The following is a 16,880-nucleotide window of genomic DNA, read 5'->3' as shown; positions in this document are numbered from 1 at the left end:
ACCATTGGGTAATAGTCATAATTAGAAACTAAATTGTAACTTTATATTGAGCGACATTTTTTGTTTAATTGTGTTATTTGATGATTTTTGCCTATGTAACTATTACAAAATAAAACCATCGGTAAAAATTTGTGATTGTGATGGGGAGGCGATAGAGAAAGATGAGGGGAGTAAATACGAGAGGAGTATTTCAATATATTACATTTACTGATGTTTGTGCTTTCAATTCGTTGAGAGCTCCTGAAGCGCAGTCACTCTCAACGAATACCTTTTATTCATCTGATGGGTATATGGCGGGATCGAAGCGCGATCCTATCGCCCAAATCACCAAACTAACGACAGATAATACTGCTCCGCATACCACAACCCCTTCCCAGCTGGCTTGTTCATAAGCATAGCCAGATAATAAAGAGCCAAGAGCACCACCAATAAAATAGCTGGTCATATAACCCGCGGTGATACGATTGCGCGCCTCGGGGAGGATGCGATACAAAGTACTTTGATTGGTGACATGAACCGCTTGAATGGCAAGATCCAGAATTAACACGCCTATAATAAAAGCAATCAGAGAGTCTTTGGCAAATCCAATGGGTATCCACGACAGAAATAAGAGAATCAATCCAATCGTCGTGACTCGCTTGCCTTTACCTTTATCCACCAAATGGCCCGCTTGTGAAGCCATCAACGCCCCAGCGGCACCAACTAAACCAAACAGTCCTATGGTGCCTTCTGAAAAACGAAATGGGGGGCTTGCAAGCAAGAAAGCCATTGCCGTCCAAAGTAGTGCGAAGTTGGCAAAAGACAAAGCACCCAATAGTGCGCGAACGGCTAACACTGGCGTTCCACAAAATAGGCGACCAATTGAAAGTAATAGCTGAAAATAATTGAGTTCTGTTTTTTGGTGATAACGTGGCAACTTAAATGAAAGCACAATAATCAAAATAATTAATAACCCAAAAGCGACCCAATAGATGGTTCGCCATCCACCGATCATTGCTACTGCCCCTGAAATAGTTCTGGCCAGTAATATTCCTAAGAGTAATCCACTCATGATAATGCCGACAGATTTTCCTCTTTGATGCGGTTTTGCCAGGGTTGCGGCCATGGGAATTAAAACTTGAGCGACAACAGAAAATAGCCCTGTAAGCGCAGTTCCTAAAAGTATTTGCCATACATTATTAGATAGCGCTGTAATGAGTAGGCCGATGGCAGACAAGGTGGTCATTACTAAAATGAGACGCTTGCGTTCAAAGATATCCCCTAGAGGCACTAAAAATAGTAAGCCAACGGCATAGCCTAACTGGGCGGCGGTGACAATAAAGCCTGCCATGTTGGTTGTCAGGTTAAACTGTGTCGCGATGGTTTCCAGAAGGGGTTGTGCGTAGTAGTTACTTGCCACGACAAGGCCTGTCGCAATGGCCATTAAGATAACTAAACCTGTCGTGAGTTCTGCTTGTGGTGCTTTATTCATTCATTATCTACTCATTATTCATAAGGTCACTACTATAAACAATTTTTAGCGATGTCATTGGAACATTTTATCAATTAATGAGCCGGTTTCAGGTGAGTGATGAGAATACGAGTCGATTAGCGTTAGCGAGTGTCATTTATTCATTAACGAAAAAAAGCCACCTAATGCGGTGGCTTAGAAGTCAGATTAGCGATTGAGACTATTTTTCAGCCGCTTTTCGCGCTTCCTCGACCCAACCATCAAAGGTGGATTGATGGGCTTTGATCCACGCATCTGTATGACGGCGGATGTCGGACTGTGAAGCTTCTCCGTTATGCATTCTTAAATTTTGAGCATTAATATCGGCAATAGGCAGTTTCATGATTTCAAATAGCTTAGCGGCTGCTGGGTTATCTTCTGCCCATTTTTTATTTGCCGCGATATGCATCGTATTTGGTGGGAAACCATAATTTTTACCATTCGGCAGTTTAGTCTCTGTTTTGTCATTATTAGGCATCGAAGAGAAAGGAACTTCTAGCCAAACAACATCACGACCGGGTTTGAGTACATCACTGATCCAATAAGGAGTCCATGTATAATAGAGAATAGGCTTGCCTTCTTTGTAGCGTGTGATGGTATCTGCCATCATGGCCGCATAGTTGCCTTGATTGTGTTCAACGGTTTTTTCTAAATCATACGCTTTTAAATGATTATTGATTGCGGCTTCACACCCCCATCCCGGATTACAACCAGTTAAATCCGCCTTATTATTGCCGTTAGTATCGAATAACTTGGCAATTTTAGGATCTTTTAGTTGCTCAATATTGGTGATGTTATATTTTTCAGCGGTTTTTTTATCGATTAGGTAGCCTTGAGCGGCATTAACCACATAATCACCTTGGCGATAAAAGGCTTTATCCCCACCGGCTGCATTATATTGAGCATCATGCAATGGCACCCAACTAACCGCCAAATAGGTTGCATCACCATTCGCAATTGATGCATAGGCGACGTTATAGTCAACCTCTTTGATGGGTTCGACTTCATAACCTAGTTTTTCCAGTGCTTTTGCTACCAGCAATGTTTGAAACGTTTCCTCGCTAATCGTACTTTGAACTGGCGTGACTTTTATTCCTTTACCAGGCAGATCTTCTGCATTAGCGAGTGGAACGGCAAGTAAGGTCGTCAGGGCTGTTGCCAATATCATCGGTTTTTTCATTATTGATACCTCTGTTTGTCGTTTTGGCTTGCCTTTGCAAGCGACGAGCCGTATTGACGGCTCTATCGTGAATAGGGAATTAAAAATTAATTCGATTTTTTACTAAATGGTCGGGTGATTAGGCCTATTGGGCCGTGTTGGTACCAGCGAGTAGACTGTTTGTTACGCGATTTTTGACCTAGGGATTGCGTTAATCGGTCAAGGACGATAGCCAGTACAACAATGCCGACACCGCCGACAGAAGCCAGTCCCATATCAAGACGACCAATACCGCGTAGTACCATTTGTCCTAAGCCACCGACGGCAATCATCGATGCAATAACAACCATCGAAAGCGCCAACATCAAGGTTTGGTTTACCCCGGCCATGATGGTCGGCATTGCCAAAGGGAGTTGGACTTTAAACAGCAATTGGCTAGGACTTGCACCGAAAGATTCCGCCGCTTCAATTAGGTCAGCAGGAACTTGTTTAATGCCTAAGATGGTGAGGCGGATAATCGGAGGCAAAGCAAAGATGATTGTGACGACAACGCCCGGGACGTTACCAATACCAAAAAGCATAACAATAGGTACTAAGTAAACGAAGGCTGGGGTTGTTTGCATGGCATCGAGTATTGGCCTAACAACGCTGGCGGCTTTGTCACTACGCGCCAACCAAATCCCGAGTGGTAGCCCAATGATCAAACAAAAGAAGAGAGAGGTGAGTACTAAAGAAAGCGTCACCATAGCCTCAGACCAAGCGCCGATAGCACCGATCACAATCATCGATATCAGCGTTGCAACTCCCATCATACGGCCTGACAGTTGCCATGCTATTAATGCAAATAAGATAATCGCTACGGGCGAAGGTAGGGAGGTTAAAAATTGTTCAAAACCACTGAGGATGAAATCAATTGGAATACGGATACCCTGAAAAACAGGGCGAAAATGTAATACGATCCAATCAATTGCTTCAGTAACCCAAGAATCAAGAGGGATCAGTGTCTGCTGAAAAGGATCCATGATATTGAAATGTTCAGGCACAATACTGTCGGCTGGTGCGGCATCAAGCCAATCACTCCCCCCTGTGTCAGCCGGTGTAGACGTATCTGTGGCATTCCCCCAAGGATCGCTATCCGTTGAGGCCTGATTGTCTGAGCTCATTGCCCATGGGTCACTTTCTGTATTGGTTTCTGTTGTCCCCTCTTGCTTTGAGGTTTCATCGACCTGCGCATCTGCCCATGGGTCTTGATGGTCATTTTTATGCTCTTGTGTGTTATTGCTCATTTGATGTCTCCTTATCCAGTGCCTGTAGCAGCATTCCTTTTGAGATCACACCAAGATAGCGGTTTTTCTCATTGATCACAGGAACAGCACAGGGAGCTTGCGCAACCGTTGAAATCACCTCGTTGAGAGGTGTATCACCTTGGATTGGCTCGATACTGGTGATGACAGCAGCTTCAATACCTTGTTTCTGTTGTAATGCTTTTTCTAATGACTCGATAGAAACGACCCCTGCAAAGGTATGGCCTCGTGAAAGTAGATAGCCATATTGACGGTCGTCGTCATTAAGCACTTTGAGGGCTGAGCGAGGACCAAAACCTGGCGCGATGTGTAGTAATGCATCGGCTCTTCTGCGGGCAATATCTTTGGCACTAAAGACTTGGCTAATATCGACACCACGGAAGAAGGTTTTGACGTAATCATTAGCGGGATTATTTAATATTTCGTCTGGTGTACCTGTTTGAACGATAACGCCGCCTTGCATAATGGCGATCCGATCACCGATACGCATCGCTTCGTCAAGGTCGTGAGAAATAAACACAATAGTGCGTTGCTTGTCGCCCTGAAGAGAGAGTAGCTCGTCTTGCATTTCAGTTCGAATCAAAGGATCAAGCGCTGAAAAAGCTTCATCCATCAACAAAATATCTGGGTCATTTGCTAGCGCTCGAGCTAGACCGATACGTTGCCTCATCCCACCGGATAATTCATCGGGATAAGAATAAGCCCATTTTTCAAGGTTGACTTGGTGGAGGGCATCCATCGCTTTTTTATGGCGCTCTTCTTTAGGGATACCAGAAAGCGTCATACCGAAAGCGGTATTATCAATGACATTCATATGGGGCATTAATGCAAAGGATTGGAAAACCATACTAATTTTTGTTCTTCTGACCTGACGTAAGGCCTTGTCAGAGATATTAGAGATATCTTCTCCGTCAATCAGTACTTGCCCGCTGGTGGGTTCGATCAGTCGATTGAGTAAACGTACTAATGTTGACTTTCCTGATCCTGAAAGTCCCATAACAACAAAGATTTCACCTTCTTCAATGGCTAAATTGGCATTTTGAACACCCACGGTTTGGCCCGTTTTTTCAAAGATGTCATCTTTGTCCATTCCCGATTCTAAAAGTTTGAACGCGTGATCCGGATGTTCCCCAAAAATTTTATATAAGTTTTTAACTTCTAATTTTATTGGCATACAGTGATTACCCATTTTTCAATTAATAAATGACTCAAAGCTGGTATCGAATTGAAGCTGATTTTTATAGGGCGACTCAAAATTCGAATTAACGCTTTAGACTATTGGTTGAAAATATTAAGGGTAGATATTCCTATTATTTTAAAAGTGAATTTAATAATTATGGCTTAATTTGAATGACTCCATTTTAAATTATTAGAAAAATAAACAAGCAATATAACCTAGCATAATAAATTGTGCTGACAACCCTAGGTTAAGGACTATTAATCAAAAAATAGCGAGTTATTTAGCGATTAAATTGAGTAAAGTGGTACTTTTATTCGTTTCAATATATAAATACCCTGAATTCAGATATACATGTTAACTTTATGTTGTGTTTGAAGTTATTTTGTTTTTAAAACAGAATTTGAAGTAATAATGAAAAAGAAAAAGTGTTTATTTTAACGCTTAGGTCTTTTTGAAAATAAAAATAGAAATAATTTAAAAATAAACGCTGAATAATTAGTATTATTTATCAATTCTTGCGTGTAACTATCTTTATTGAAGAAATGTTATTTGATATGGCTATAAAAAATGAATTATTTAACAGGAAAGCATGTTAATTTCGAAGTGATTTGAGTGTTTTTTGAACCAAAAACTATCTATCAAAATAAAGTCCATATTATTCAGCTAGATAGTTTTTTTGTTGTTTATAAAGGGATGGGTTAACTAAATTGATTGATTAGAAGTCCCAATCATCATCTTCTGTACTTACCGCTTTACCAATCACATATGAAGAACCAGAACCAGAAAAGAAATCGTGATTTTCATTAGCATCGGGTGAGAGTGCCGACAATATAGCCGGGCTTACATCAGTCACTATATCGGGAAATAATGCCTCATAACCTAAATTCATTAAGGCTTTATTGGCATTATAATGGAGGAATTTTTTCACATCTTCCGTCCATCCTACGGAGTCATATAATTCTTGCGTATAATTCACTTCATTTTCATATAAATCAAAAAGTAATGAAAAGGTAAACTCTTTAATTTCTGCTTGAGTTTTTTCATCATAATTGAATAATGATTTTTGAAATTTATAGCCTATATAATAGCCATGAATTGCCTCATCACGGATAATCAATCGGATGAGATCGGCAGTATTGGTTAATTTACCTCGACTGGACCAATACATGGGTAAATAGAAGCCAGAATAGAATAAGAATGACTCTAAAAATACACTGGCCACTTTTTTCTTTAATGGATGAGTATCACAATAATAAGATAAGATAATCTTGGCTTTATTTTGTAACGCAGAGTTTTCTTCACTCCAGCGATAGGCATCATCCACATCGGTGGTAGAACACAGCGTTGAAAAAATAGAGCTATAGGAGCGAGCATGTACCGCTTCCATAAAACTGATATTTGACAGAACGGCTTCTTCATGTGGCGTAAGGGCGTCGGGCATTAAACTTGGCGCACCCACGGTATTTTGAATCGTGTCGAGTAGTGTAAGCCCAGTAAAAACTCTAATTGTGAGTTGTTGCTCGGCAGCCGTTAGCGTATTCCACGAAGGAATATCATTCGATAAAGGAATTTTTTCTGGTAACCAAAAATTGGTGGTTAAACGATTCCAAACTTCAAGGTCTTTATCATCTTCTATGCGATTCCAGTTAATCGCTTTAACGGTAGCAGATGAAATTTGCGTAGTCATACTGATTTTCCTTTTAAAGCGTACATGAAACACAACCATCAATTTCTGTGCCTTCTAAGGCCGTTTGGCGAAGCCGAATGTAGTACAGTGTTTTTATCCCTTTACGCCAGGCATAAATTTGCGCTCGATTAATATCTCGCGTGGTCGCGTCATCTTTAAAAAATAAAGTGAGAGATAACCCCTGATCGACATGCTGAGTGGCAACCGCATAGGTATCGATGATTTTTTCAGGTCCAATTTGGTAAGCATCTTGATAATATTCAAGATTATCATTGTTCATAAAAGGCGCAGGATAATAGACACGTCCAATTTTGCCTTCTTTACGGATTTCAATTCGAGCAACAATTGGATGAATGCTCGATGTTGAGTTATTAATGTAAGAGATGGACCCTGTTGGAGGGATGGCTTGTAGATTTTGGTTATAAATACCGTGTTCCATCACGGATTGCTTAAGTGATTGCCAATCCTCTTGAGTTGGAATTTCGATGCCCGAACGCCGGAATAATTCCTGAACGGTTTGCGTTTTTGCTAACCAACTTTGGTTGATATATTTATCGAAATAGCGACCATTCGCATAATCTGAATCTTCAAAGCCTTTGAAAGCCTCTTTACGCTCAATCGCTAATTGGTTCGATATTCTTAGTGCATGATAGGTGATGGTATAAAAATAGATATTGGTAAAGTCGAGCGCTTCTTCTGAGCCATAATGAATTCGCTCTCTTGCGAGATAGCCGTGTAAGTTCATTTGCCCAAGGCCGATTGCATGGGATTGATGATTGCCTTGTTCGATTGAAGGCACTGAACGGATATTGCTCATATCAGAAACGGCGGTTAATGCTCTAATTGCTATGTCTATGGAGTGGGCAAAATTAGGGGAGTCCATCATTTTGGCAATATTCATGGAGCCTAAGTTACAACTGATATCTTTTCCAATTTCTCGATAGCTTAAATCGTCTTCATAGATGCTAGGGCGATTAACTTGCAGAATTTCTGAACACAGATTGCTCATATTAATACGGCCAGCGATGGGATTAGCACGATTGGCGGTATCTTCAAATAAAATATACGGATAGCCAGATTCAAACTGTATCTCAGCGAGCGTTTGGAAGAATTCGCGAGCATTAATTTTATATTTTTTGATGGCTTTATTATTCACCATCTCATGATATTTATCAGTCACACTGATTTCTGACATCGGGACACCATACTCTCGCTCAATATCATAAGGCGAGAATAGATACATCTCTTTGTTTTCTTTGGCTAACTGAAAGGTAATGTCAGGAATGACGACGCCTAATGATAATGTTTTAATGCGAATTTTTTCATCCGCGTTTTCTCTTTTAGTATCAAGAAAACGCATTATATCAGGGTGGTGGGCATGTAAATACACGGCCCCCGCGCCTTGTCGGGCACCTAATTGATTGGCATATGAAAAGGCATCCTCCAACATTTTCATGACAGGAACGACGCCAGATGACTGATTTTCAATAAGTTTTATTGGTGCTCCTTGTTCACGCAAATTGGTCATCAGAAAAGCGACGCCGCCGCCACGTTTGGATAATTGAAGAGCCGAGTTAACGGAGCGACCAATAGATTCCATATTGTCTTCAATGCGCAGTAAAAAACAGGAAACCAGTTCTCCACGCTGCTTTTTTCCGCAATTCAAGAACGTCGGGGTTGCCGGTTGAAAGCGTCCGCTAATGATTTCATCAACCAAAGAGCTTGCTAGTGCCTGATTTCCCTGTGCAAGGGTGAGGGCGACCATACATACACGATCTTCATAACGCTCAAGATAACGTTTGCCATCGAACGTTTTTAAGGTATAGCTTGTATAGTATTTGAACGCACCTAAAAAGGTTTGAAAACGAAACTTGTGTGCATAGGCTTGCTTAAAAAGCTTTTTAATAAAGGCAAAGTCATATTGCTCAAGGAGTTGTGGCTCGTAATAGTTTTCGTTAACTAAAAAGTCGAGTTTTTCTTTTAAATCATGAAAGAAAACGGTGTTTTGGTTTACATGTTGGCGAAAATAATGATGCGCGGCTTCGCGATCTTTTTCAAACTGGATTTCGCCTGCACTGTTGTACAAGTTCAGCATGGCATTAAGTGCATGATAATCAACAGTGGCTTTAGTTTTGGTATTTTCCATTGACTTGCTCTAATGATGTTTTTGTTGCCAAAAAGCGTTTAGTCCATCACGGACACGTTGTACATCGCGCTCCGTGCCTAATAATTCAAATCGATACAAATAGGGGACTTGGCACTTGCTCGCGATGATATCGCCAGCAATGGCATAGGCCTCGCCAAAATTCGTATTACCCGCCGCGATAACTCCTCGAATGAGCTGCCGATTTGATTCAATATTAAGAAAACGGATCACTTCTTTTGGTACCGCTCCTCGGCTTCCGCCACCACCATAAGTCGGTAGCAAGAGGACAAATGGTGTCGTCGCAATAATGTCGCATTGCTGTCCACCGATAGGTAAGCGGGTTGCTGGAAGGCCAACTTTTTCGACAAAGCGATGGCAATTACCTGAGTGGCTCGAAAAGTAGATCAGTGATTCCGTTTGCATAACCCTCTCCTAAGCTGAAAGGCGGCTGATTATGTCAGGACGAAAACCAGACCAATGTTCTTGATCTGCCACGACAACAGGAACTTGTTGATAACCTAACTGACGAACAAACTGTAAGGCTTCATCATCTTGAGTGAGATCGACCACTTGATACGGAATACTTTTACGGTCTAAGGCTTGGTAAGTCGCATTACATTGCACGCAGTCGGGTTTACTATAAATTGTAATAACAGCCATATTGAGTACCTTTAAGTGTATTGAAGACTATCAGTAGTGTGATGATTAGTATTTAAAGACTATATATAGATCTAATTTTTTTCAACCACACAATATATAGAGGATTGGCAATATTGAATGATAATTATTCTAATTATTGGCTAGGTGATTATTTATGTTGAGGAATTAAATTTTGAGGTTTTGAATAGTTCTGTTATCAAGACTAAGAAAAAATATCATTGCCAAGTAGAAATAATACAGTTTATAACTGTATATACGATCAGATAATGGCATTCTCTTAAGGGGATATTATGTATCATCAATATTTGGCGACACCGGAAAAATTTCCTAAGCCTTGGGTACAAATTACGGCAGATGATGAAGGGGTGACAAGTATCTATTTTGTTGAACAAAAGAGTCATCCTGAGCACAAGAATGAACATTCTCAATTATGTGCAAAAGAACTTGAAGAATATTTTAACCACAAGCGGAAAGTGTTCACCGTAAAATTAAATCCACAAGGAACTGAATTTCAAAAAAAAGTATGGGGTCATCTCTGTAGTATTCCTTTTGGGGAACGCTGGAGCTATAAAGACCTCGCACTGAAATTGGGGTCGGTGAACTATTGCCGAGCAGTCGGTATGGCGAATTCACGTAATCCAATTTCTTTGATTGTTCCTTGCCATCGTGTGTTAGGACATGATGGCAAGCTAGTCGGTTATACTGGTGGTTTAGACATTAAAGGCTGGTTATTAGAGCATGAAAAGTAATATGCTAAATAGTCGGCTAACAGTAATATTATTATTCGGATTAATTGCTATTATAAAGAATAATTCATGCTAAATTAGAAATTTATCCTGATAAATAATATTTTTTTATGCTTTTTGTCAATTTTCGTGATCTAGGTTGTAGACAAGTAAGTTGTATATCTGTTGTACTGAGCTTGACACTGATGGTGTGTCTATTTCTATTTTAAAGGTAATAATTTGATGTCTAAAGTTAAAGGTAACGTTAAGTGGTTCAACGAGTCTAAAGGTTTCGGTTTTATCACTCCAGAAGATGGCAGCAAAGATGTGTTTGTTCACTTTTCTGCTATTGCGAGCGAAGGTTTCAAAACCCTAGCAGAAGGTCAGAAAGTTGAATTTGAAATCACTGAAGGCGCTAAAGGCCCATCTGCTGTAAACGTTGTCTCTCTGTAATTTCAACAAATAGAAACGAACAGCCTCTAAACTCGCTCCAGTTTAACTGGAGCGAGTTTTATTTTGCATGGGGTTTATGGATTGTTTATAGCTATTCATCTGTCTCAGGGATGTGTTAATGAGGCTGGCGACAGATTCAAGCATTGATGGTTAGATATAAAATGAAAAGCCTCGAAAATCGAGGCCTTAGAGAGATGATGACACGTTTTGCGATTATTTAACCTCTTCGCCTTTTGCTTGTAGATCGGCGTGATAAGAAGAGCGTACAAATGGGCCACAGGCTGCGTGTGTAAAGCCCATCGCCAGTGCCTCTTCTTTCATTTCATCAAATTCAGCAGGGCTGACATAACGTTTAACGGGGAGGTGATGACGGCTTGGCTGTAAATACTGACCGAGTGTCAACATGGTGACTCCATGGCGACGCAGGTCACGCATCACTTCAATAATCTCTTCGTTAGTTTCACCTAATCCAACCATCAAGCCTGATTTAGTTGGAATGTCGGGGTGTGCTTCTTTAAATCTTTCAAGTAACTTTAAAGACCATTCATAGTTAGCACCCGGGCGAACTTGGCGATAGATACGTGGTACGTTTTCAAGATTATGGTTAAAAACATCGGGTGGTGTGGCCGTGAGAATGTCTAATGCACGGTCCATTCTTCCTCTAAAATCGGGAACCAATGTTTCAATTTTTATTGATGGGTTTTTTTCACGGATAGCGCTAATGCAATCAGCAAAATGCTGAGCACCGCCATCACGTAAATCATCACGGTCAACGGAGGTGATGACGACATAACGTAACCCCATATCTTTGATCGTTTGGGCTAATTTAACGGGTTCATTAGCATCTGGTGCATTCGGGCGACCATGAGCAACATCGCAGAATGGGCAACGGCGTGTGCAGATTGCACCAAGGATCATAAAAGTTGCAGTGCCGTGGTTAAAGCATTCAGATAGGTTAGGGCAGGATGCCTCTTCACAAACGGAGTGAAGACCATTTTTGCGCATGGCCGCTTTGATCCCTTGAATGCGAGTAGAATCGGCTGGCAACCTAATTTTCATCCAATCAGGTTTACGTAGAATTTCTTCACGCTCAGTGACAACGTTTTTGACAGGGATCAGCGCCATTTTATCGGCGTCACGATATTTAATTCCGCGTTCTATCTGAATTGGTTTACTCATAATTATACCGGTTCCAGTTATCTTTTTGAGTCATTGGATAAGTCGATTATTAGAAATGTAAAGTATGGGAGCCGTTACTTATCCATTAAAATTTTTTTTAAAAATGTTAAAAAATTATAGCATCATTATTGAACAATATGAAATCCCAGTGTGTCACAGAACTGTTCAATTAGCACGGGTTGAACATCTTGTAATGTCACATTAGGTATGAAATCACGTACTTGGGTCATTTTCAATTGAGCGTAGCCACAGGGGTTAATGCGATTAAAAGGCTCAAGATCCATATTGATGTTCAGTGCGAGTCCATGGAAAGAGCAGCCTTTTCGTATACGTAATCCTAAAGAACAGATTTTATCACTATTGACATAGACTCCCGGTGCATCAGGGCGCGGGTAAGCGTCGATGTGATAATGAGCGAGCGTCTTGACGACTGTATTTTCGAGTGCGGTCACCAAATCGCGTACGCCTAATTTGTTACGCTTAAGGTCAAGCATGACATACATAACCTGTTGCCCCGGTCCATGATAGGTCACTTGACCCCCTCTATCACTTTGGATGACGGGAATATCACCCGGCGCGAGAACATGCTCTGCTTTACCAGCTTGGCCTTGAGTAAAGACACGCGGGTGCTCGACAAGCCATAGCTCATCTGGAGTGTCTTTGTCGCGGTTTTCAGTGAACTGGTGCATCGCATCAGAAACGCTTTGATAAGGGGCAAGCCCTAATTGACGTACAATAATAGTTCGTGCTGACAATGTTTTAACATCCACATTAGAAATGTGCGAGTAGTATAACGCTGGTCGCGGGTTATCGCCAGTTCTGTCATGTTATTAAAATGTTACGGTGGCGGCTGTTTGTTGTTTTTTACAAGGTGAAGCATAAATTAGCGTTTTAAACGAGCTAAAAAGAGAGGTTATTCCTGTAGACTTTGTCTGATAACGATCTACAAATAATGTCAATAGCAGATAATAGCAAAAAACCGAGTGGCTATTGCGACTCGGCTTTTTTATAAGATACAAGGTAAATTACAGAACCATGCGTACGCGTTCTAATGCACCGAGCTCTTCATATAATTTTTCGACTTGTTCAATATGCGTTGCATTAATGGTAATCGAAACTGAGTGGTAATTGCCTTTGCTACTTGGCTTCACTTCTGGAGAATAGTCGCCCGGAGCATGGCGCTGAACCACTTCAACGACCTGATCAACCAGCTCAGGTTCCGCTAAACCCATCACTTTGTAAGTGAAAGAGCATGGGAACTCAAGTAGTTCGTTTAATTTCGTTTTCATGTGCGCTCCTAATAACAATAATAGTGTTTGAGGGAAAAACATCCCTCAAACGTCAGATATACCTTATATGGGGATGGTGTTTATCTGATTCAAGGGTTAACCAAACCAACGATGGAAGAGTAATTTGATGTAGTCAATCAAACGACTGAAAAAGCCACCTTCTTCGACATCTTTAAGTACCACTAGAGGTCGTTGCTCAATCGTTTTACCATCAAGTTGGAAATTAATGGTACCAACCGCTTGCCCTTTCTTCAGCGGAGCTTCCAACTCAGGTGTTGAAATATCATAGCTTGCTTTCAGATCTTTCAAACGTCCACGAGGGATGGTTAAAAATAAGTCCTCAGTAACACCAAGTTTGACGTTATTTTCATCGCCAAACCAAACGGGTTCAGACGCAAACTCGACGCCTGCTTGTAATGGTTTGACTGTTTCATAAAAGCGGAAACCATAGGTGAGCAATTTTTTGCTTTCGGCATCACGGCCTTTCATGCTTTTACCGCCCATGACGGCAGAGATTAAGCGCATTTCACCTTCAGTTGCAGAAGCAACAAGGTTATAACCCGCGGCATTCGTGTGGCCTGTTTTAATTCCATCCACCGTCAAACTTTTATCCCATAACAGTCCATTACGGTTGGTTTGGCGAATGTTATTAAAAGTGAATTCTTTCTCTTTGTAGATAGCATATTCATCCGGAACATCACGGATTAACGCCTGACCAATCAAAGCCATATCACGAGCTGAGCTATATTGACCTTCGGCATCTAATCCATGAACGGTTTTAAAATGCGTATTTTGTAACCCAAGCTTACTCACGTAGCCATTCATCAATTGAACGAAATTCGCCTGATCGCCAGCCACATAATCGGCCATTGCAACACACGCATCGTTACCTGACTGTAAGTTAATACCACGAGTTAATTGAGAAACGCTAACACGATCGCCGGGTTTCAAGAACATCAACGACGACCCTTTAAATATTGGGTTACCTGTAGCCCAAGCATCTTCATTAACAGTGACGATATCTTCTGCACCAATTTTTCCTGACTTGATCGCTTGACCAATAACATAACTGGTCATCATCTTAGTCAAACTGGCAGGATCACGGCGTTGATCGGCATTTTTTTCAGCAAGCACTTTACCTGAATTGTAATCAATCAGAATATAAGCTTCGGCATCAATATCAGGCACAGCAGGGATCGGGCTATTCGGAAATGGCTCATTAGCTTGTGCAAGATTCGTCATCGTAAATAGCAGTGCAGCACCCAGTAAGGTATGGCGAACGGTGCATGATGGGGCAAAATTTTTCATGTTTGTATTGTTACATCCGGAATTCGGTTAACACAAGGAGGCGCAGTGTAGCAAAAGTGTCATCAATGATTAATGCTATGCACCGATGTTTTACATAAATTTTATACTCGTCATACTTCAAGTTGCAGCGTTATTGATGGCAATGGTTTGTTCATCATCACGCCGCGCCTTGAATTATTCAGAATTTATATTGATTATGGAGCGATAACCATCGACGTCTGATTTAACTCAGATTGAATTCGCCCTTGTAAATCAACTGCTTGTTGCCTATCGGCAAATGGCCCTAATTGAACACGGTAAATATTGTTGTAAGGCTGTAAGCGACCTGGCACTCCAAACTGATTTTTTAAACCCTCTAGCATTGTTTTAGCGTTGTTTTGATTGCCGATTGCACCAACCTGCACGAGATAGCCTTTTTCAGGGACTGCTGGCGCTGCAACAGGTGCTGCTGCTGGCTCTTCTGGCTCTGGTGACTTGAGGCTACTCTCAGGAACAACGGGCTCCATCGGTGCTGTGGGTTGTTTTACGGGTAAGACGTTTTCTGGTGTGGGTAAGTTTTCCATCACAGGTGTGCCCATAGGACCTGAGCCTAATTGAGGGCGACCCGGTAGGGCATAACTTTGCTTAACAAAGTTGGAGCCAACAGTGCCCGGACCGGATAGTGAGCCATCTTGTGCCACTTGAATTGCGTCAATTTTGATCCGCGTAGTTGGCATTAAATTAAGGCGATCAGCGACTGCTCGTGACACCGCAATGCTTTTACCTTGTGTATAAGGGCCACGATCATTAACACGAACGACCATCATGCGGCCATTCATCATATTAGTGATGCGTACATAACTTGGGATTGGCAAAGTGGGATGCGCGGCCGTAAGCTCAAGCGGATTCACTCGCTCACCAATGGCGGTCATATTACCGGTTGATTCTGAGCCAAAGATAGAGGCATAACCCAATTGCGAGAATTGCGACATATCTCGGACAATTTGGTATTGCTGGCCATTACGTTGATAATCACTGTTGGCTGTTGGATGAAACGGTTCATAATGAGGCTCAGCGCCAAGCACGTCTTGAACAGGAACAGCCGGTACGTTACTAGGCTGCTTAATGTTTTCTTCCGTGACACAACCACTAAGTAATGCAGCGGTAATGCCAAGCATAATCCATTGAAAACGCATACTAAGCCTCTTTTTATAAACTCTTTGACAGAAATTTTCTGTGTGTGTGAATAGACATGATAATACCGAATCCGGCCATTAAAACAATGAGTGCTGAGCCACCATAACTGACAAGGGGAAGGGGGACACCGACAACCGGTAATATCCCACTGACCATGCCGATATTAACAAAGACATAAACAAAGAGGATCAGCATCAGACCACCTGCCATAACACGGCCGAAAGTGTTTTGGGCGCTGGCTGCAATATAAAGGCCTCGCATGATTAACAACAGATAGAGACCGAGTAATACTAAAACACCAATTAAGCCAAGTTCTTCCGATAATACAGCAAAAATAAAGTCAGTGTGACGCTCAGGTAAAAACTCCAGTTGTGACTGGGTGCCGTGCAGCCAACCTTTTCCCATCAAACCACCGGAGCCAATGGCAATTTTTGATTGGATGATATGATAGCCGGCCCCTAAGGGGTCGCTTTCTGGGTCGAGTAGCATCATCACACGCGTTCTTTGATAATCGTGCATTAAGAAAAACCATAATAATGGGATAAACGCGGCAAGGGCGGTAACGGCGATGGTAATTAATCGCCAACTCATACCCGCTAAAAAGAGTACAAAAATGCCCGATGCCGCGACTAAGATGGAGGTTCCCAAATCGGGTTGCGCTGCGACTAACAGTGTAGGTAGAAAAATGAGTATCAGCGCGATCATCGTATTTTTTAACGAGGGTGGGCAGAGATCTCGGTTCATAAAGCGAGCCACCATCAATGGCACCGCAATTTTTGCAATTTCAGAGGGTTGAAAACGTATAATACCAAGATCAAGCCAGCGTTGAGCGCCTTTACTGATCTGACCAAAAACATCGACAAAAATAAGCAAAATGACACAAAAAATATATAAATGAGGCGCTAAGTTCTCATACACTCGAGGGGGAATTTGAGCCATGATGAGCATGACGATAAACCCTGAGGCAATTTGCCCCAGTTTTCTTTCCATCATTTCGGGATCTTGACCACTAGCGCTCCACATAATAAAGGCACTGTAGGCAAGCAATAGCAAAATGATTAATAGCATAGGCACATCAATATGTAGACGTGCAGCAAGTGATAATTTTTTCTTATCGTCAGTCAT

At 41.6% G+C, this 16,880-nt stretch carries 16 protein-coding genes; 2 read left to right on the top strand and 14 right to left on the bottom strand.

Annotation, left to right across the window (positions count from 1 at the left end; all coding sequences use genetic code 11):
- Positions 1-271: 271 nt before the first annotated feature.
- From G3341_RS15360 to nrdH, 8 genes are all read right to left on the bottom strand, one after another.
- Positions 272-1,471 (bottom strand): MFS transporter, encoded by a 1,200-nt coding sequence (locus G3341_RS15360; RefSeq protein ID WP_154624422.1) that lies wholly within the window; start codon positions 1,469-1,471, stop codon positions 272-274.
- Positions 1,472-1,670: 199 nt separating this feature from the next.
- Positions 1,671-2,669 carry a glycine betaine/L-proline ABC transporter substrate-binding protein ProX gene (gene proX, locus G3341_RS15355; protein WP_154624421.1) on the bottom strand — a complete coding sequence of 333 codons (999 nt, stop codon included), beginning with the start codon at positions 2,667-2,669 and terminating at the stop codon, positions 1,671-1,673.
- Between the two features lie 86 nt (positions 2,670-2,755).
- Positions 2,756-3,934, bottom strand: a complete 1,179-nt coding sequence (gene proW, locus G3341_RS15350; RefSeq protein ID WP_154624420.1) for a glycine betaine/L-proline ABC transporter permease ProW — start codon at positions 3,932-3,934, stop codon at positions 2,756-2,758.
- Entirely contained in the window at positions 3,924-5,126 is a 1,203-nt protein-coding gene (proV, locus tag G3341_RS15345) for a glycine betaine/L-proline ABC transporter ATP-binding protein ProV (protein ID WP_154635681.1), read from the bottom strand. Before proV ends, proW begins: the two co-directional genes overlap by 11 nt.
- Before the next feature lie 721 nt (positions 5,127-5,847).
- A complete protein-coding gene (gene nrdF, locus G3341_RS15340) occupies positions 5,848-6,819 on the bottom strand; it encodes a class 1b ribonucleoside-diphosphate reductase subunit beta (RefSeq protein ID WP_154622607.1) in 972 nt (323 codons plus the stop codon).
- Between the two features lie 13 nt (positions 6,820-6,832).
- Positions 6,833-8,965 carry a class 1b ribonucleoside-diphosphate reductase subunit alpha gene (gene nrdE / locus G3341_RS15335; RefSeq protein WP_163862818.1) on the bottom strand — a complete coding sequence of 711 codons (2,133 nt, stop codon included), beginning with the start codon at positions 8,963-8,965 and terminating at the stop codon, positions 6,833-6,835.
- A 9-nt stretch (positions 8,966-8,974) separates the two neighbouring features.
- Positions 8,975-9,388, bottom strand: a complete 414-nt coding sequence (nrdI, locus tag G3341_RS15330) for a class Ib ribonucleoside-diphosphate reductase assembly flavoprotein NrdI (protein ID WP_154622609.1) — start codon at positions 9,386-9,388, stop codon at positions 8,975-8,977.
- A gap of 9 nt (positions 9,389-9,397) precedes the next feature.
- The gene (nrdH, locus tag G3341_RS15325) at positions 9,398-9,625 is read right to left on the bottom strand and encodes a glutaredoxin-like protein NrdH (RefSeq protein WP_154622610.1); all 228 of its coding nucleotides are present in this window, start codon (positions 9,623-9,625) and stop codon (positions 9,398-9,400) included.
- A gap of 290 nt (positions 9,626-9,915) precedes the next feature.
- Between nrdH and G3341_RS15320 the strand changes: the two genes are divergently transcribed.
- Together G3341_RS15320 and cspE are read left to right on the top strand one after the other, a co-directional pair.
- Positions 9,916-10,374: a methylated-DNA--[protein]-cysteine S-methyltransferase gene (locus G3341_RS15320; protein ID WP_154622611.1), complete on the top strand. Its 459-nt coding sequence runs from the start codon at positions 9,916-9,918 to the stop codon at positions 10,372-10,374.
- Between the two features lie 219 nt (positions 10,375-10,593).
- On the top strand, positions 10,594-10,803 hold the full coding sequence (cspE, locus tag G3341_RS15315) for a transcription antiterminator/RNA stability regulator CspE (RefSeq protein ID WP_014657708.1): 210 nt from the start codon (positions 10,594-10,596) through the stop codon (positions 10,801-10,803).
- Between the two features lie 213 nt (positions 10,804-11,016).
- Here the strand turns inward: cspE and lipA are convergent, their stop codons facing one another.
- From lipA to mrdB, 6 genes are all read right to left on the bottom strand, one after another.
- The gene (gene lipA / locus G3341_RS15310) at positions 11,017-11,982 is read right to left on the bottom strand and encodes a lipoyl synthase (RefSeq protein ID WP_154622612.1); all 966 of its coding nucleotides are present in this window, start codon (positions 11,980-11,982) and stop codon (positions 11,017-11,019) included.
- 125 nt (positions 11,983-12,107) lie between these two features.
- Positions 12,108-12,671 carry a lipoyl(octanoyl) transferase LipB gene (gene lipB / locus G3341_RS15305; RefSeq protein ID WP_375097500.1) on the bottom strand — a complete coding sequence of 188 codons (564 nt, stop codon included), beginning with the start codon at positions 12,669-12,671 and terminating at the stop codon, positions 12,108-12,110.
- Positions 12,672-13,007: 336 nt separating this feature from the next.
- Positions 13,008-13,271, bottom strand: coding sequence for a DUF493 family protein YbeD (gene ybeD, locus G3341_RS15300; RefSeq protein ID WP_163862813.1), 264 nt, complete (start codon positions 13,269-13,271; stop codon positions 13,008-13,010).
- Positions 13,272-13,367: 96 nt separating this feature from the next.
- Complete coding sequence (gene dacA / locus G3341_RS15295; RefSeq protein WP_154622614.1) at positions 13,368-14,579, bottom strand: D-alanyl-D-alanine carboxypeptidase DacA; 1,212 nt, start codon at positions 14,577-14,579, stop codon at positions 13,368-13,370.
- 194 nt (positions 14,580-14,773) lie between these two features.
- Positions 14,774-15,754, bottom strand: coding sequence for an endolytic peptidoglycan transglycosylase RlpA (rlpA, locus tag G3341_RS15290; protein WP_154622615.1), 981 nt, complete (start codon positions 15,752-15,754; stop codon positions 14,774-14,776).
- Between the two features lie 13 nt (positions 15,755-15,767).
- Positions 15,768-16,880 carry a peptidoglycan glycosyltransferase MrdB gene (mrdB, locus tag G3341_RS15285; RefSeq protein ID WP_163862812.1) on the bottom strand — a complete coding sequence of 371 codons (1,113 nt, stop codon included), beginning with the start codon at positions 16,878-16,880 and terminating at the stop codon, positions 15,768-15,770.

The sequence above is a fragment of the Providencia vermicola genome, assembly GCF_010748935.1.
Lineage (GTDB): Bacteria > Pseudomonadota > Gammaproteobacteria > Enterobacterales > Enterobacteriaceae > Providencia > Providencia zhejiangensis.
The sequence above is the reverse complement of the archived record's forward strand: the minus strand, read 5'-3'. Positions and strand labels throughout refer to the sequence as shown.

Coding starts and splice junctions, on each gene's coding strand:
- dacA (WP_154622614.1), bottom strand. CDS start 14,579: ATGAAAAATTTTGCCCCATCATGCACCGTTCGCCATACCTTACTGGGT.
- G3341_RS15360 (WP_154624422.1), bottom strand. CDS start 1,471: ATGAATAAAGCACCACAAGCAGAACTCACGACAGGTTTAGTTATCTTA.
- nrdH (WP_154622610.1), bottom strand. CDS start 9,625: ATGGCTGTTATTACAATTTATAGTAAACCCGACTGCGTGCAATGTAAT.
- rlpA (WP_154622615.1), bottom strand. CDS start 15,754: ATGCGTTTTCAATGGATTATGCTTGGCATTACCGCTGCATTACTTAGT.
- lipA (WP_154622612.1), bottom strand. CDS start 11,982: ATGAGTAAACCAATTCAGATAGAACGCGGAATTAAATATCGTGACGCC.
- cspE (WP_014657708.1), top strand. CDS start 10,594: ATGTCTAAAGTTAAAGGTAACGTTAAGTGGTTCAACGAGTCTAAAGGT.
- nrdF (WP_154622607.1), bottom strand. CDS start 6,819: ATGACTACGCAAATTTCATCTGCTACCGTTAAAGCGATTAACTGGAAT.
- nrdE (WP_163862818.1), bottom strand. CDS start 8,965: ATGGAAAATACCAAAACTAAAGCCACTGTTGATTATCATGCACTTAAT.
- ybeD (WP_163862813.1), bottom strand. CDS start 13,271: ATGAAAACGAAATTAAACGAACTACTTGAGTTCCCATGCTCTTTCACT.
- proX (WP_154624421.1), bottom strand. CDS start 2,669: ATGAAAAAACCGATGATATTGGCAACAGCCCTGACGACCTTACTTGCC.
- proV (WP_154635681.1), bottom strand. CDS start 5,126: ATGCCAATAAAATTAGAAGTTAAAAACTTATATAAAATTTTTGGGGAA.
- nrdI (WP_154622609.1), bottom strand. CDS start 9,388: ATGCAAACGGAATCACTGATCTACTTTTCGAGCCACTCAGGTAATTGC.
- lipB (WP_375097500.1), bottom strand. CDS start 12,671: ATGCACCAGTTCACTGAAAACCGCGACAAAGACACTCCAGATGAGCTA.
- mrdB (WP_163862812.1), bottom strand. CDS start 16,880: ATGACTGACGATAAGAAAAAATTATCACTTGCTGCACGTCTACATATT.
- proW (WP_154624420.1), bottom strand. CDS start 3,934: ATGAGCAATAACACACAAGAGCATAAAAATGACCATCAAGACCCATGG.
- G3341_RS15320 (WP_154622611.1), top strand. CDS start 9,916: ATGTATCATCAATATTTGGCGACACCGGAAAAATTTCCTAAGCCTTGG.